The sequence below is a fragment of the Nocardioides sp. NPDC057577 genome, from assembly GCF_042801335.1.
Lineage (GTDB): Bacteria > Actinomycetota > Actinomycetes > Propionibacteriales > Nocardioidaceae > Nocardioides.
Genome location: NZ_JBHVGB010000151.1, coordinates 1 through 15,779, shown reverse-complemented (window position 1 = coordinate 15,779; position 15,779 = coordinate 1). Strand labels below are relative to the sequence as shown.

The window sequence follows — 15,779 nt, the reverse complement described above, 5'->3', positions numbered from 1 at the left end:
CGTCATAACGAGCCGACTCGGCGCCATTCTCGGTCAGAACGAGCCGACTCGGCGCTGATCCTGGTCAGGACGAGCCGACTCGGTGGGTTGTAAAGAGTTCGAGCGATGGGTGACAGCGGTCACATCGCTCTGCCACCATGACATCCGAGAGAGCGCTCTCACGAGTCGCCAGGACTCATCGCTCGTTCATTCGGAAAGCGAGTCATCATGAGAATTCTGAAGGCATTAGGAGCCGCTGCGATCGCGGCCGGCATGGTCGCGGTGGCGATCCCGCTGACATCGTTCGGACAGGCCTCGGAGGCGTCGGAGCCGGGCACTCCGGCCGGCTGGACGAAGGTGTGGAGCGACGACTTCACCGGTGCGGCCGGGTCGCGGATCAACACCAACGACTGGATCTACGACATCGGCCACTCCTACCCCGGCGGTGCCGCGAACTGGGGCACCGGCGAGATCGCCTACCACAGCGACAGCACCCAGAACGTCTACCAGGACGGCACCGGCAACCTCGTCATCAAGCCGATCCGCGACGGCGCCGGCAACTGGACCTCCGGCCGCATCGAGACGACCCGGATCGACTTCCAGCCGCCGTCGGGCGGCGTGCTCCGCGTCGAGGGCCGCATCCAGATGCCCAACGTCACCGGTGCGGCCGCGCAGGGCATCTGGCCGGCGTTCTGGATGCTCGGCGAGCCCTTCCGTGGCAACTACTGGAACTGGCCGGGGATCGGCGAGATCGACATCATGGAGAACGTCAACGGTGCCAACCAGGTCTGGGGCACCCTGCACTGTGGCACCTCGCCCGGCGGGCCGTGCAACGAGACCACAGGCCTCGGCGGGACTATCCAGGGCTGCCCGGGCTCGACCTGCCAGTCGTCGTTCCACACCTATGCGATGGAGTGGGACCGCAGCACCAGCCCGCAGCAGATCCGCTTCTACGTCGACAACACGCTCTTCCACACGGTGCGCTCGGACCAGGTCGACGCGACGACCTGGAACAACGCGACCAACCACGGCTTCTTCATCATCCTCAACGTCGCGATCGGCGGCGGCTGGCCCGGCAACCCGACCTCGGCGACCGCCTCCGGCGTGCCGATGCTGGTCGACTACGTCGCGGTCTACTCCAAGGGCGGCGGCACCACCGAGCCGACCGACCCGCCGGAGACGGGCAACCGCGACGCCTACTCGACGATCCAGGCCGAGTCCTACAACGGCCAGAGCGGCACCCAGACCGAGACGACCACCGACACCGGTGGTGGTCAGGACGTCGGCTACCTCAGCAACGGCGACTGGCTCCGCTACGACGGCGTGAACTTCGGTTCGAGCGCCGCCCGGACGTTCTCCGCGCGGGTCGCGTCCGGTGCGCCCGCGGGGGTCAGCGGCCTGGTCGAGGTGCGGCTCGACAACGTGAACAACGCACCGATCGGCAGCTTCTCGGTGGCCGACACCGGCGGCTGGCAGACGTGGCGTACGGTCCCGGGCGCTATCACCGGGGTGACCGGAACGCACACGGTCTTCCTGCGCTTCACCAGCGGCCAGCCGGCCGACTTCGTCAACGTCAACTGGTTCACGTTCTCCAGGTGAGCGGGAAGCGATAGGTTTCGATACATGAACGAGACCCCGGCCGGCCGGCCGACGCTGGAGACGGTGGCGCGGGCGGCCGGGGCCTCGCGAGCGACTGTCTCGCGCGTCGTCAACGGCTCCACGACCGTACGTGCCGACATCGCCGAGAGCATCCGCCGGGCCATCGCCGACCTCGGCTACGTGCCGAACCCGGCGGCGCGGAGCCTGGTGACGCAGCGTACGGACTCGATCGCGCTGATCCTGCCCGAGTCGGCCACCCGGGTGTTCTCCGACGACGCGTTCTTCCCGGGCGTGATCCGCGGCGTCGGGGAGGCGCTGGAGAAGGCGGACAAGCAGCTGGTGCTGCTGCTCGCCTCTACGCAGTCGAGCCACGACCGGATCCTGCGCTACGTGCACGGCCGCACCGTCGACGGTGTCGTGCTCGCCTCGATGCACGGCGCCGACACCCTGCCCGAGGAGCTGCGGGCGGCGGGCGTCCCGGTCGTCACCAGCGGGCGGCCGCTGGGCGAGGCGACGGTGCCGTTCATCGACGTCGAGCACGCCAGCGGCGTGGAGGCGGCGATGAAGCACCTCGTCGGTCTTGGCCGGCGCCGGATCGCGACGATCGCGGGGCCGCAGGACATGGTCGCCGGGCGCGAGCGTCTGGCCGGCTACCTCACCGGTCTCCAAGCCGTGCCGGGGGCGGTTCCGCTGGTCGAGGAGGGCGACTTCATGCGCCAGTCCGGGATCGATGCGATGGAGCGGCTGCTGCAGCGCGATCCCGGCATCGACGCCGTCTTCGCGGCCTCCGACCTGATGGCCGACGGCGCCCTGCGTACGCTGCGAAGGCTCGGCCGCCGGGTGCCCGACGACGTGGCGGTGATCGGGTTCGACGACGTCGAGGCGGCCAGGTTCACCGACCCGCCGCTGACGACCGTGCACCAGCCGATCCACGAGATCGGCACCCGCCTCGCCGAGCAGATCCTCCGCCTGGTGGCGGGGGAGGAGGTCGAGGCCTCCGTCGTGCTCCCGACCAGGCTGGTGATCCGCGAGTCCGCCTGAGGCAGCGGTCTCAGGCGTCACTCGCGCGGTAGCGCCGCTCGGGCCGCCCGGCGGTGCCGTAGTTGAGACGTACGCCGATCCGACCGGTGCTCGCGAAGTGCTCGAGGTAGCGGCGGGCGCTCACCCGGGAGACTCCGATCGCGTCGGCGCACTCGGTGGCGCTGAGCTCACCGGCGGTCTGCAGCGCGGCCAGCACGGCCCGGGCGGTCTCGGCGCTGAGTCCCTTCGGCAGCCGTTCACGGGCCTCGCGCGCGCCCTGGTGGCTGAAGACCTCGTCGATGCCGGCCTGGACCTCGTCGCGGTGCCCGGGGCCCTCGGCCCGCTGCCCGATCCGGGCGAGCGCCTCGCGGGAGCGGCGGACGTCATCGAGCCGGGCGGCCAGATCCTCGAACGGGAACGGCTTCACCACGTAGTGGGCGGCGCCGCCGGCCGCGGCGGCCCGCACCGTGTCGGCCTCGCGGGCGGCGGTGATGACGATGACGGCGGCGTCGTCGCCTCGTCCGCGCAGCCGGCGCAGCAGCTCGATGCCGCTGAAGTCGGGAAGATGCACGTCGAGCAGGAGCACGTCGGGGGAGAGCCGGGCGGTCTCCTCGAGCGCCTGGGAGCCGGTGGCGGCGACGCCGACGACCCGGAACCCCTCGACGCGCTCGACGAAACGGGTGTGGATCGAGGCGACCATGAAGTCGTCCTCGACCACGAGCACGGTGAGCTCGGGTGCGGACGTCATCGGGACTCCTCGGGGGCGGCGGTGGTGGGTGGGGCGAGCGGCGCGGCGTCCGGCAGGGTCGCGATGAAGACCGCTCCGGGGCGCTCCTCCGACCCGCTATTCTCCACCTCGACCTCGCCGCCGCGTGCGCGGCACACCAGCTGCACCAGCGCGAGCCCCACGCCGCGGCCGCTGGCGTCGCGCGGCTTGGTGCTGAATCCGCGCCGGAAGATCTCGGGCAGACGCTCGGCCGGAACGCCGCCGCCGGTGTCGGAGACGCGCACCGTCACGGTCTCGCCCTCGGCGGTCAGGCGTACGCCGACCCGACCGTCGAGCGGCCCGACCAGGGCGGCCGCGTCGACGGCGTTGTCGACCAGGTTGCCGAGGACGGTGACTACGTCGGCCGATCCGTCGGGGGTGAGGCGGGGGAGTGAGCTGGCGGCGTCCAGGTCGATGCTCACCCGTCGCTCCGCGGCCAGGCTGGCCTTGGCGACGAGCAGCGCGGCCACCGCCGGGTCGTCGATCCGGGAGGTGATGTGGTCGCTCAGCGCCGCCCGGCGGGCGGTCAGCCCGGTGACGAACTGGCCCACCTCGGCGTACTCCTCGAGCTCGAGCAGTCCGGTGATGGTGTGCAGCTGGTTGCTGAACTCGTGGGTCTGCGCCCGCAGGGTCTCGGTGACGCTCTCCCGGGCGTTGAGCTCGCTCTGCAGCGCCACCAGCTCGGTGCGGTCGCGCAGCGTGGTCACGGTGCCTGCGGGGCGGCCGTCGTGGTGGACCCGGTTGCGGTTCAGCACCAGCACCCGCTCGCCGGCGACCAGCGGTGCGTCGTGCACCTCCTCGGGTCCGCTGAGCAGGGCGAGGGTCTCGGCGGGCAGATCGAGCTCGTCGAGCCGCCGCCCGGTCGGGTCCTCCCGGAGCCCGAGCAGCTCGCGGGCGCTGTCGCTCATCAGGCTGACCCGTCCGTCGGCGCCGACGGCCAGCACCCCCTCGCGGATCGAGCGCAGCAGGCCCTCGCGGTGGTCGGCGAGGGCGGCGATGTCGCGGGGCTCCAGGCCACGCGTACGCCGTTTGATCAGCCGCGCCAGCAGCCACGACCCCAGCACCCCGAGCGCGAGACCGGCCAGGAGCACGGTGAGGGCGTCGGCCCAGGTGCGGGCGAGGCGCTCGGTCAGTGGCGGATAGTCCTCGGTCACCACGACGACGCCGACCGGACGTGGCGCCTCGGGGTCCGTACCGGTCGAGCCACCGCCGTAGACCGGGACCTGGGCGGCGATCGCCCGGCGGCCGGCGTCGTCGATGTCGCCGGACCAGGCCCGGCTCGTCTCGCGCCTGCCCAGGTCGAGCCTCTCGCCGACCCGGGTGGGGTCGGTGGCGACGAGCACCTCGCCGTCGAGGCCGGTGAGATAGGCGGTGTCGGCGCCTGCGTCCGCGGCCCGGGTCTGCAGGTAGAAGCTCAGGGCCTGCCGGTCGGGGGTGCTGGTCAGCCCGTCCTGGACCGCCGCGATCCCGGCCAGGCTCTCCGCGGCGGCGCGAAGCCGGTCCTCGCGGGAGTCACGGAAGTCGGCGTCGCTCTGCCGAAGGGAGACGATGCTCGTCGCCACGACGACGAGCAGCAGCACCGAGAGCTGCAGCACCAGCACCTGCCCGGCCAGCGACAGGTGACGGCGCGATCCCGGTGACCACAAGTTACACAACCTCCTTTGGTTGCCGAATGGTGACGGCGCTCACCCCGGACTGTGACCATCGCCACTGACCGTTTCATCCCCCTGAGTCTGGAGGCCAGCCGTTGTCGACGCCGACATCGCAGTCCCCGCCCGATCCGAGCCAGCCGCCGCTGCCGACGCAGCAGCGGCAATCGAGTCGGGCAGCGAGCATACGCCGAACTCGTGCTCTCGCCGTCGTGCTCGCGACCTGCCTGCTCGCCGCGGCATCGGCCTGCGGCGTGACCCGTGGCGCGGAGTCCCGCGACCTCGACATGTGGATCCCGAACAGCCCCGGAGGCGGCTACGACCAGACCGGCCGGGCGGCTGTGGGGGTCCTCGACCGCGACAACATGACCGGCGGCGACATCCAGGTGACCAACATCCTGGGCGCCGGCGGCTCCGTCGCGATGTCCCGCCTGATGAGCGAGGAGGGCAACGGCAACCTGCTCATGACCATCGGTCTCGGCGTGGTCGGCTCCACCTACTCCTTCGGGGTGGACGCCCGTCCCCAGGACGCCACCCCGATCGCCCAGCTCATCGAGGAGCAGGAGGGCGTACTCGTTCCGGCCGACTCGCCGTTCAAGACCATCGACGACCTGGTGAAGGCCTGGGCCGAGGACCCCGAGTCGATCGTGGTCGGCGGCGGCTCCTCACCGGGTGGCCCCGACCACCTCTTCCCGATGCAGCTGGCCGAGGCCGCCGGCATCGACCCGAAGGACGTCACCTACGTCCCGTACGACGGTGGCGGCCCGCTCACCAGCGCGCTGCTGGGCAACAAGATCGAGGTCGGCTTCTCCGGTCTCGCCGAGTTCGAGGGCCAGGTGGAGGCCGGTGAGCTGCGGGTCCTGGCCGTCTCCGGCGACGAGCGTGGCAGCGGCGTCTTCGCCGACGCGCCCACGCTGACCGAGAGCGGCATCGACCTGGTCTTCCTCAACTGGCGCGGCGTACTCGCCCCGCCGGGTATCAGCGACGAGCGCCGGCAGGAGCTGATCGACCTGCTTACCCAGATGCACGACTCGAAGCAGTGGCAGCAGGCGCTGAAGGACAACGGCTGGACCGACGCCTTCGTGACCGGCGACGACTTCGACGACCTGCTGGTCGAGCAGGACCAGCGCGTCGCCTCGACCCTGAAGGAGCTGGATCTGCTGTGAGCGTCCACGAAACCGAAGCGCCCGGGCACAAGAGCACCGCGCGCCGGATCGACTACGGCCAGTACGGCCTGGCCGGGTTCCTGATCGTCGTCGGGATCTACACGGTCATCGACGCCGCCGGTCTGGAGGTCGGCTTCGCCGACCCGGTCGGCCCCCGCGTCTTCCCGTACGTCATCGGCGCCGGCCTCGTCGTCGTCGGTGCGCTGCTGGCCGTCGCCACCGCCCGCGGCTCCCAGCCGGAGCCCGAGGAGGGCGAGGACGTCGACCTGAGCTCGTCGGCCGACTGGCTGACGGTCCTCAAGCTGGTCGGGGTCCTGCTGTTCACGGTCGCGACCGTGAACCTGCTCGGCTGGGCGATCTCGGGCGGGTTGCTGTTCGCCGGCGCCGCCTGGTGCCTCGGCAGCCGCACGCTGGTGCGCGACGTGATCGTCGGGCTCGTCCTGTCGGTCGCCAGCTGGTACGCCTTCTACGTCGGTCTGGGCATCCCGCTCACCCCTGGCGTACTCGACGGGATCCTGTGAGGACTGACTGATGGAGAACTTCCAACTGCTCATGGGTGGACTCGAGTCCGCCCTGACCCCGATGAACCTGCTCTATGCCGCCATCGGCGTGCTGCTGGGCACCTTCGTCGGCGTACTGCCCGGCATCGGGCCGGCGATGGCCATCGCGCTGCTGCTGCCCGTGACGTACCGGCTCGAGCCGACCAGCGCGTTCATCATGTTCGCCGGCCTCTACTACGGCGGCATGTATGGCGGCTCCACCACCTCGATCCTGCTGAACACACCGGGGGAGTCCGCCTCGGTGATGACGGCGCTGGAAGGCAACCGGATGGCCAGAGCGGGGCGTGGCGCGCAGGCGCTGGCCACCGCCGCGGTCGGCTCGTTCGTCGCCGGCACCATCGGCACGATCCTGGTGGCCTTCTTCTCCCCGGCCCTGGCCGACGTGGCCGTCGAGCTGGGTGCGCCCTCGTACTTCGCGCTGATGGTCCTGGCCCTGGTCATGACCACGACGGTGCTCGGCACCTCGGCCCTGCGCGGCTTCGCGGCGCTGTTCCTCGGCCTGACGATCGGCCTGGTCGGTCTCGACCTCAACACCGGCCAGCCGCGGCTCACCTTCGGTGTGACCCAACTCGTCGACCGGCTCGACATCGTGGTCGTCGCGGTCGGCATCTTCGCCCTCGGCGAGGCCCTGTGGGTGGCCGCCCACCTGCGCCGCCGCCCGGCGCACGTGGTCCCGGTCGGCCGGCCCTGGATGGGCCGCGACGACTGGGGCCGTTCCTGGAAGCCGTGGCTGCGCGGCACCGCGTTCGGGTTCCCGTTCGGTGCCCTTCCCGCCGGCGGCGCCGAGATCCCGACGTTCCTCTCCTACCTGACCGAGCGGAAGCTCTCCAAGCGTGGCGACTTCGGCCGCGGCGCGATCGAGGGCGTCGCCGGGCCGGAGGCGGCCAACAACGCCTCGGCCGCCGGGATGTTCGTGCCGATGCTGGCTCTTGGTCTGCCGGTGACCGCCACCGCCGCGGTGATGCTCTCCGCGCTCCAGGGCTACGGCATCACCCCGGGCCCGCAGCTGATGACCGACCACGCCGACCTGGTGTGGACGCTGCTGGCCAGCCTGCTGATCGGCAACACCCTGCTGCTGGTGCTCAACCTGCCGCTGGCGCCGCTGTGGGCCCGGCTGCTGCGGATCCCGCGTCCGCAGCTCTACGCAGGCATCCTGTTCTTCGCCTGCCTGGGGGCGTACGCCACCAACCTGGACCCGTTCGACATCGCGCTGCTGGTCGCCTTCGGCCTGCTCGGGCTGATGATGCGCCGCTTCGGTCTGCCGGTGCTGCCGCTCATCCTGGGCGTCATCCTGGGCCCGCTCATGGAGACCAAGCTGCGCGAGGCGCTGACCATCTCGGGCGGTGACTACACGGCGCTGCTGAGCGAGCCGCTGGCGGTGGTCATCTACGTCCTGATCGCACTGTTCATCCTGGGCCGGCCGTTCATCGCCCGGCTCAGGGCACGGGCCGAGCAGTCGGCCGACCCCGACGAGCTCGACGACGAGAAGGAGCTGGCAAAGTCATGAGTGACACTCCCGCAGGTGGCTGGGTGGTCGTGGCGTGGGCGCCCGACGTCTTCGGCTCGGTCGCGCTGGACTGGGCGCTCGCCGACGCCGAGCGTCGTGACCGCGGCGTCGTGGTCGTCAACGCCTCCCGGGGCGACGCCCTGGTCGATGACCGCTACGCCCTCGACGAGCAGGTGGGCGAGCTCGAGCGCCGGCTCACCGCGTCCGGCCGGCCCCACGAGATCCGGCAGTCCATCGACCCGGACGTCGCCGGCGCCGTCCTCGACGCCGCCGACCAGCTCGACGCCAAGCTGGTCGTGGTCGGTCTGCGGCGGCGTACGCCGGTCGGCAAGCTGCTGATGGGCAGCGTCGCGCAGCGGATCCTGCTCGGCGCCTCCTGCCCGGTCCTGTCCGTGAAGCCGGGCTCGGTCCCGGACTGATCGACACCCGGCTCGGCGCGAGGGTTCGGTGTCCGGGGCGTGTGCCCGTCATACTTCACGGTGATGAGCACTGCCACCGAACCCTCCGCCGAGACCGACCAGCCCCTTCTGTCGGTCGCCATGGTGACCCTCGGGTGCACCCGCAACGAGGTGGACTCCGAGGAGCTCGCCGGCCGGCTGACGGCCGGTGGCTTCCGGCTGGTCGCCGACCCGGACGAGGCCGACACGGTGGTCGTCAACACCTGCGGGTTCGTCGAGCAGGCGAAGAAGGACTCGGTCGACACGCTGCTCGAGGCAGCTGATCTCAAGGAGACCGGTCGGGCTCAGGCGGTCGTAGCGGTCGGCTGCATGGCCGAGCGCTACGGCAAGGACCTGGCCGCCGAGCTCCCCGAGGCCGACGCGGTGCTCGGCTTCGACGACTATCCCGACATCGCCGCCAAGCTCCGCGCGATCCTGGCCGGTGAGACCCACCACCCGCACACGCCCCAGGACCGGCGCCTGCTGCTCCCGATCTCCCCGGTCGAGCGCGACGCCTCCGCCATCTCGGTCCCCGGCATGGCCGCGGTCGACCAGGTGCCCGGTTTCGCAGGACGTACGCGGCTCGACGACGCCCCGTGGGCACCGCTCAAGCTCGCCTCGGGCTGTGACCGCCGGTGCACGTTCTGCGCGATCCCGCAGTTCCGCGGCTCCTTCGTCTCGCGACGCCCCTCCGACGTGCTCCACGAGGCCCAGTGGCTGGCTCAGCAGGGCGTCAAGGAGCTCTTCCTGGTCTCGGAGAACTCCACCTCCTACGGCAAGGACCTCGGCGACATCCGGCTGCTCGAGACGCTCCTGCCGGAGCTGGCCGGCATCGACGGCATCGAGCGCGTGCGCGTCTCCTACCTCCAGCCCGCCGAGACCCGGCCCGACCTGTTGAAGGTCATCGCCACCACGCCCGGTGTGACGCCCTACTTCGACCTGAGCTTCCAGCACGCCTCCAACGCCGTCCTGCGGCGGATGAAGCGGTTCGGCGACCCGGAGAGCTTCCTGGGCCTGCTCGAGCAGGTCCGCGCGTACGCCCCGGAGGCCGGGGTGCGGTCCAACGTCATCGTCGGCTTCCCCGGCGAGACCGAGGAGGACCTCGAGATCCTCACCGACTTCCTGGTCGCCGCCCGCATGGACGTCACCGGCGTCTTCGGCTACTCCGACGAGGAGGGCACCGAGGCCGCCGGCTTCGACGAGTCGCTCAAGCTGGACGCCGATGAGATCCGCGCCCGCGTCGAGCACGTCAACGAGCTCGTCGAGGAGCTCACCGCCCAGCGCGCCGAGGAGCGGATCGGGGAGCAGGTCGTCGTGCTCGTCGAGGAGACCTCCGACGGCGAGATCTGGGGCCGCTCCGCCCACCAGGGGCCTGAGGTGGACGGGATGACCTCGCTGGAGGGCGACGTCGAGGGCGTACGTCCGGGTGATCTGGTGACCGCGACCGTCATCGCCTCCGAAGGCGTTGACCTGGTCGCGTCGGTGAACGGTTAGGGTGCAGCCCGTGAACGAGACTGCGGCCGAGAAGACGAGCAACTGGAACGTACCCAATGCGCTGACCACGCTGCGGATCCTCGCGGTGCCGTTCTTCGCATGGGCGCTGCTCGCCGACGGTGGCGACAACCCGACCCTGCGCTGGGTCTCCTTCGCGATCTTCGCGCTGGCGATGATCACCGACAAGATCGACGGTGACCTGGCCCGCAAGCACAACCTGATCACCGACTTCGGCAAGATCGCCGACCCGATCGCCGACAAGGCGGTCACCGGGATGGCCCTCATCGGGCTCTCGATCGTCGGCGACGTGTGGTGGTGGGTGACCATCATCGTGCTGCTGCGCGAGTGGAGCGTCACGCTGCTGCGGCTCTCGGTGCTCAAGAAGATCGTCATCCCCGCCGACCAGCTCGGCAAGATCAAGACCACGGTGCAGGCGGTCGCCCTCGGCGGCCTGCTGATGCCGCTCCCGCACGGTTCCGCCCACGGTGGCGCCTTCGGTGACGCCCTGGTCGGGGAGCTGCTCTTCTACGCCTTCCAGATCTGTCTCGCGGTCGCGGTCGCGCTGACGATGTGGTCCGGCGCCCAGTTCTTCGCCGGGGTGTGGAAGCAGCGCGCCTCGCTGCGTGGCGGGGCCGAGTAGCCGCGACTGGTCTGGACCATTTCGACTAGTTGTAACTCCGTTACCGGACGTTCACCCAAGGCGCTCCCAACGAGACGTACGCCGGGTTAGAGTCACGTCGTTTCGGTCGGTCCTCAGCGATCGCACTGATCGGGCAGGCCGGCTGGCGCACTCACTCTTTCACCTCATGCGGGGAGTCGTCTCAATGCTGTCAGCACGTTCGCTGCTCGGATCGGCGGTGGGCCTCACGGTCGCCACCGCCGGTCTGTACGCAGTGGCTGTCCCGGTCGCGCAGGCAACGCCTGCCGGGGACAACCTGGTCATCTCCGAGGTCTACGGCGCCGGAGGCAACTCCGGCGCGGTCTACAACGCGGACTTCGTCGAGCTCTTCAACCCGACCGATGAGGCGATCGCCCTCAACGGTCTGGCCATCCACTACCGCTCCGCGAGCGGCGGCAGCGGCGGTGCCCCGCAGGCGCTGTCCGGCTCGGTCGCGGCGGGCGCGCACTACCTGATCCAGATGTCGGCCGCCGGCACGACCGGCGAGGCGCTGCCGACCCCTGACCACACCGCGTCACCGGCCTTCTCGATGGCCGCAGCGGGCGGGCAGATCTCCCTCCAGCAGGGCACCGCGGTGGTCGCGACCTCCGGGTCGACCGTCGGGGTCGCGGGCATCGTCGACTTCTTCGGCACCTCGGGTGCGACCTCCTTCGAGGGTGCGCCCGCGGGTGCCACCGCGACCGCGACCCAGTCGCTGAGCCGCACCGGCGGTGCGGACACCGACGACAACTCCGCCGACTTCACCCGCACCACGCCGACGCCGACCCCGACCGGCGGCGAGCCGGAGGAGCCCGAGGAGCCCGGCGACCCGGTCGCGGCCACCCCGGCCGAGATCCAGGGCGAGGGCACCACCAGCCCGCTGGCCGGCCAGACCGTCACCACCTCCGGCATCGTCACCGCGGCCTACCCCTCGGGTGGGTTCTCCGGCTTCTACCTCCAGACCGAGGGCACCGGCGGCGAGCGCTCGCTCGCGGACCACCCGGCCTCGGACGCGGTCTTCGTCTACCAGACCCAGGCCGCCGGCGCGGTCACCGCCAAGATCGGCGACAAGGTCACCGTGACCGGCCTGGTCAAGGAGTACGCCGGTCTGACCGAGGTCGAGGTCAGCTCGGCGGCGGGCATCGTGGCCGGCGGCACCGGCGAGATCGCGCCGGTGACGACCGACTGGCCGAGCACGGTCGCGCAGAAGGAGTCGCTGGAGGGCATGCTGTTCGCCCCCGCCGAGCTCACCGTCGCCGACACCTACACCGGCTCCACGGTCTACGGCGAGCTCGGCCTCGCCTCCGGCGACAAGCCGCTGCTCCAGCCGACCGAGGTCGCCCGTCCGGGCTCGGCGGAGGCCGCGGCCGTCGCGGCCGACAACGCCGCCCGCCGGATCGTCCTCGACGACGGCCGCTCCACCTCGTGGCGGGTCCCGACCGACGCGGACCTCCCATGGGTCTCCAACGACGCCCCGATCGCGGTCGGCGCCTCGGCCGACCTGGACCCGGTGATCTTCACCGAGGGCGGCTCGCCCACGGCCCCGACCTACCGGCTCCAGCCGACCGCCCCGATCTCGGCCGACCCGTCGACGTGGCCGGGTGACTTCGAGAACGTACGCACCGAGGCCCCCGACGCCGCCAAGCTCGGCGACGCCGGCCTGAAGGTCGCCTCGTTCAACGTGCTCAACTACTTCACCACGCTCGGCGACGCCGACGACGACAACGTCGGTGACGGCGGCTGCGAGGCGTACGTCGACCGGGCAGGTGACGGCAACAACGTCTCCGGCGGCTGCGACCAGCGCGGTGCCTGGGACCCCGAGGACTTCGAGCGGCAGCAGGCCAAGATCGTCTCCGCGATCAACGCGCTCGACGCGGACGTCGTCGGCCTGATGGAGATCGAGAACTCCACCACGCTCGGCGAGGAGCCGGGCGAGGCGACCGAGTCGTTGGTGGCCGCGCTCAACGCCGCGGCAGGCGCTGGCACGTGGGCGGCCAACCCGATCTCTGCCCAGCTCCCGGCCGACGGCATGGACGTGATCACCAACGCGATCATCTACAAGCCGGGCTCGGTGAACCGGGTCGGCGAGGCGCTCGCCCTGGGCGACCAGAGCAACGACGACCAGGCCTTCGGCAACGCCCGCGAGCCGATCGGCCAGGTCTTCGCGCCGGCCGACGGTGGCGCGCCGCTCCTGTTCGTGGTCAACCACTTCAAGTCCAAGGGCTCGGCCGGTCCGTGGCCGGGCGATGCCGACACCGGCGACGGCCAGGGTGCCTCCAACGAGTCGCGGGTCCGTCAGGCGACGGCGCTGCGCGACTGGGTGGCCTCGGTCCAGGAGTCGGCGGGTGTCACCGACGTCGCGCTGGCCGGCGACTTCAACTCCTACACCTCCGAGGACCCGCTGCAGGTCCTCTACGAGGCCGGCTATGCCGACTCCGAGAAGGTCTCCGGCAACGCCGAGTACAGCTACCTCTTCTCCGGTCTGGTCGGCTCTCTCGACCACATCCTGCTCAGCTCTTCGCTGCAGGCCCGGGTCACCGGCACGGACATCTGGAACGTGAACTCCGGTGAGCCGATCCTGAAGGAGTACAGCCGCTACAACTACACCGGCACCGACCTGCACCAGAACGGCCCGTGGCGCTCCTCGGACCACGACCCCGTGGTCGTCGGGCTCAGCGCGGAGGCGGCACCGGTCGACGTACAGGTGCTGGCCACCAACGACTTCCACGGCCGGATCCAGGCCAACGGGGCCGAGGCGGGCGCGGCGCTGCTCTCCGGGGCGGTCAAGCAGATGCGCGCGGAGAACCCCAACACGGTCTTCGCCGCCGCCGGTGACCTGATCGGCGCCTCGACCTTCGAGTCGTTCATCCAGCACGACAAGCCCACCATCGACGCGCTCAACGAGGCGGGCCTGGAGGTCTCCGCGGTCGGCAACCACGAGTTCGACGCCGGCTACGACGACCTGATCAACCGGGTGATGGCCTCCTACGACGCGGAGGACAACCCCGAGGGCGGCGCCGAGTGGCAGTACATCGGCGCCAACGTCACTCTCAAGTCCACCGGCGACCCGGCGGTCCCGGCGACCTGGATCAAGGAGATGTCCGGGGTCAAGGTCGGCTTCGTGGGGGCGGTCACCGAGGAGCTCCCGTCCCTGGTCTCGCCCGCCGGCATCGCTGACCTCGAGGTCGGCGACATCGTCGAGTCGACGAACACCTACGCCGACGAGCTCAAGGCCGAAGGTGCCGACGTGGTCGTCATGCTCGTCCACGAGGGAGCCCCGTCGATCAACTGTGCCGCGATGGACAACCCCGGCACCACCTGGGGAGACATCGTCACCGGCGTCAACGCCAACGTCGACGCCATCGTCTCGGGGCACACCCACCTGGCGTACGACTGCTCCTTCCCGGTCGCCGAGTGGGCCGACCGGGCGGTGACGGAGCGGCCGGTGGTCTCCGCTGGTCAGTACGGCACCAACCTGAACCGTCTCGTCTACACCGTCGACCCCACCTCGGGTGAAGTCGAGGGGCTCTCCACGAGCCTGGTCGCGCTCGCCTCGGGTGGCTTCCAGCCCGACGCGGCCACCGCGAAGATCGTCACCGACGCGGTGGCGCGGGCCGACGAGCTCGGTGCCGAGGTGCTGGGTCAGATCGAGGCGCCGCTCAACCGCGCCAAGCTCGCCAACGGGACCACCGAGAACCGTGGCGGCGAGTCGACCCTGGGCAACACGGTCGCCGAGGTGCAGCGCTGGGCGACCTCCGCGCCCGAGTCGGGCGAGGCGCAGATCGCGTTCATGAACCCCGGTGGTCTGCGCGCGGACATGGCCGGAACCGCGGCCGGCGAGGCTCGCGACATCACCTACAAGCAGGCCGCGCTGGTGCAGCCCTTCGCCAACACGCTGGTCAACATGGACCTGACCGGTGCGCAGATCAAGACCGTCCTGGAGCAGCAGTGGCAGCGCGATGCCGCCGGCGCCGTGCCGTCCCGGCCGTTCCTGAGGCTCGGGGTCTCCGACGGGTTCACCTACACCTACACGCAGGCCGACGACCCGGCCCATCCCGGCACCCCGCTGGGCACGGTGACCGGCATGTGGCTCGACGGTTCGCCTCTCGACCCCGAAGAGACCTACTCGGTCACGGTGAACTCGTTCCTCGCCTCCGGTGGGGACAACTTCCGCGAGCTCGCCAACGGCGCCGGCAAGCGCGACACCGGCAAGATCGACCTGAGCGCGATGGTCGACTACCTCGCCGATCAGACTGCCGAGGGGCCGCTGTCGGTCGACTACGGCCAGCGGGCCGTCGAGGTGACCTTCCCGGCCTCGGCACCTTCGGAGTACGCACCGGGGGAGACGGTCACCTTCGACCTCGCCTCCCTCGCGATGACCGGTCAGGACCTCACCGACTCGTCGGTGGAGATCCGGCTCGGTGACACCGTGCTGGGCACCGCGACGGTCGACAACACGATCGGTACGGTGACGTACGACGACCACGGCACCGCCTCGGTCTCGGTGACCCTGCCCTCGACGGCGCCGCCGGGTGCGAACCAGCTCACCGTCGTCGGCGAGCGCACCGGCACGACCGTGCTGGTGCCGATCACGGTCGAGGAGGCGGCTCCGCAGGCTCCGGCCTGGGATGCGCGCACCATCTACCGCACCGGCGACGAGGTGACCTATGCCGGATCGCTGTGGCGGGCGCTGTGGTGGACGACCGCGGTTGCGCCCGGCCTCCCCTACGGCGCTTGGGAGGAGATCGTGACCGCCGAGGACGGCACCGCCGTCTGGACGCCGTCACGGATCTTCACCGCCGGTGACGTGGTGGTCCACGAGGGCCGCCGCTACGAGGCGAAGTGGTGGACCCGCAACCAGCGGCCGGGCGACAAGCACGGTCCCTGGAAGCTGCTTCGCTGATCAGGGACAGGTGATAGCGGCCCGGTCGTCACTGCGACGGC

11 protein-coding genes are annotated in these 15,779 nt (G+C 70.9%); 9 read left to right on the top strand and 2 right to left on the bottom strand.

Annotated features, from left to right (window positions below; translation table 11 throughout):
- Window positions 1-207 precede the first annotated feature (207 nt).
- Both ACFU7D_RS23150 and ACFU7D_RS23145 read left to right on the top strand, forming a co-directional pair.
- Complete coding sequence (locus ACFU7D_RS23150; RefSeq protein WP_378871687.1) at window positions 208-1,578, top strand: glycoside hydrolase family 16 protein; 1,371 nt, start codon at window positions 208-210, stop codon at window positions 1,576-1,578.
- A gap of 24 nt (window positions 1,579-1,602) precedes the next feature.
- The gene (locus tag ACFU7D_RS23145) at window positions 1,603-2,619 is read left to right on the top strand and encodes a LacI family DNA-binding transcriptional regulator (protein WP_378871684.1); all 1,017 of its coding nucleotides are present in this window, start codon (window positions 1,603-1,605) and stop codon (window positions 2,617-2,619) included.
- 10 nt (window positions 2,620-2,629) lie between these two features.
- Here ACFU7D_RS23145 and ACFU7D_RS23140 read toward each other — a convergent pair whose 3' ends face one another.
- Window positions 2,630-3,346 carry a response regulator gene (locus tag ACFU7D_RS23140; RefSeq protein WP_378871681.1) on the bottom strand — a complete coding sequence of 239 codons (717 nt, stop codon included), beginning with the start codon at window positions 3,344-3,346 and terminating at the stop codon, window positions 2,630-2,632.
- On the bottom strand, window positions 3,343-5,010 hold the full coding sequence (locus ACFU7D_RS23135) for an ATP-binding protein (RefSeq protein ID WP_378871678.1): 1,668 nt from the start codon (window positions 5,008-5,010) through the stop codon (window positions 3,343-3,345). The genes ACFU7D_RS23140 and ACFU7D_RS23135 overlap by 4 nt, the downstream gene beginning before the upstream one ends.
- Before the next feature lie 215 nt (window positions 5,011-5,225).
- On the opposite strand from ACFU7D_RS23135, the gene ACFU7D_RS23130 reads away from it, so the two are divergent.
- From ACFU7D_RS23130 to ACFU7D_RS23100, 7 genes are all read left to right on the top strand, one after another.
- Window positions 5,226-6,179 carry a Bug family tripartite tricarboxylate transporter substrate binding protein gene (locus ACFU7D_RS23130; protein ID WP_378871675.1) on the top strand — a complete coding sequence of 318 codons (954 nt, stop codon included), beginning with the start codon at window positions 5,226-5,228 and terminating at the stop codon, window positions 6,177-6,179.
- Window positions 6,176-6,700 carry a tripartite tricarboxylate transporter TctB family protein gene (locus ACFU7D_RS23125; RefSeq protein WP_378871672.1) on the top strand — a complete coding sequence of 175 codons (525 nt, stop codon included), beginning with the start codon at window positions 6,176-6,178 and terminating at the stop codon, window positions 6,698-6,700. Before ACFU7D_RS23130 ends, ACFU7D_RS23125 begins: the two co-directional genes overlap by 4 nt.
- Before the next feature lie 10 nt (window positions 6,701-6,710).
- A complete protein-coding gene (locus ACFU7D_RS23120; RefSeq protein ID WP_378732510.1) occupies window positions 6,711-8,246 on the top strand; it encodes a tripartite tricarboxylate transporter permease in 1,536 nt (511 codons plus the stop codon).
- Complete coding sequence (locus tag ACFU7D_RS23115) at window positions 8,243-8,665, top strand: universal stress protein (protein WP_378871669.1); 423 nt, start codon at window positions 8,243-8,245, stop codon at window positions 8,663-8,665. Before ACFU7D_RS23120 ends, ACFU7D_RS23115 begins: the two co-directional genes overlap by 4 nt.
- A gap of 63 nt (window positions 8,666-8,728) precedes the next feature.
- Entirely contained in the window at window positions 8,729-10,177 is a 1,449-nt protein-coding gene (gene rimO, locus ACFU7D_RS23110; RefSeq protein ID WP_378871666.1) for a 30S ribosomal protein S12 methylthiotransferase RimO, read from the top strand.
- 10 nt (window positions 10,178-10,187) lie between these two features.
- On the top strand, window positions 10,188-10,817 hold the full coding sequence (gene pgsA, locus ACFU7D_RS23105; protein ID WP_378871663.1) for a CDP-diacylglycerol--glycerol-3-phosphate 3-phosphatidyltransferase: 630 nt from the start codon (window positions 10,188-10,190) through the stop codon (window positions 10,815-10,817).
- 184 nt (window positions 10,818-11,001) lie between these two features.
- The gene (locus ACFU7D_RS23100; protein WP_378871661.1) at window positions 11,002-15,738 is read left to right on the top strand and encodes an ExeM/NucH family extracellular endonuclease; all 4,737 of its coding nucleotides are present in this window, start codon (window positions 11,002-11,004) and stop codon (window positions 15,736-15,738) included.
- Window positions 15,739-15,779: the final 41 nt, after the last annotated feature.

Excerpts from the sequence above, each read along its gene's own strand:
- rimO (WP_378871666.1), top strand. The coding sequence starts at position 8,729 with ATGAGCACTGCCACCGAACCCTCCGCCGAGACCGACCAGCCCCTTCTG.
- ACFU7D_RS23140 (WP_378871681.1), bottom strand. The coding sequence starts at position 3,346 with ATGACGTCCGCACCCGAGCTCACCGTGCTCGTGGTCGAGGACGACTTC.
- ACFU7D_RS23115 (WP_378871669.1), top strand. The coding sequence starts at position 8,243 with ATGAGTGACACTCCCGCAGGTGGCTGGGTGGTCGTGGCGTGGGCGCCC.
- ACFU7D_RS23145 (WP_378871684.1), top strand. The coding sequence starts at position 1,603 with ATGAACGAGACCCCGGCCGGCCGGCCGACGCTGGAGACGGTGGCGCGG.
- ACFU7D_RS23150 (WP_378871687.1), top strand. The coding sequence starts at position 208 with ATGAGAATTCTGAAGGCATTAGGAGCCGCTGCGATCGCGGCCGGCATG.
- ACFU7D_RS23100 (WP_378871661.1), top strand. The coding sequence starts at position 11,002 with ATGCTGTCAGCACGTTCGCTGCTCGGATCGGCGGTGGGCCTCACGGTC.
- ACFU7D_RS23120 (WP_378732510.1), top strand. The coding sequence starts at position 6,711 with ATGGAGAACTTCCAACTGCTCATGGGTGGACTCGAGTCCGCCCTGACC.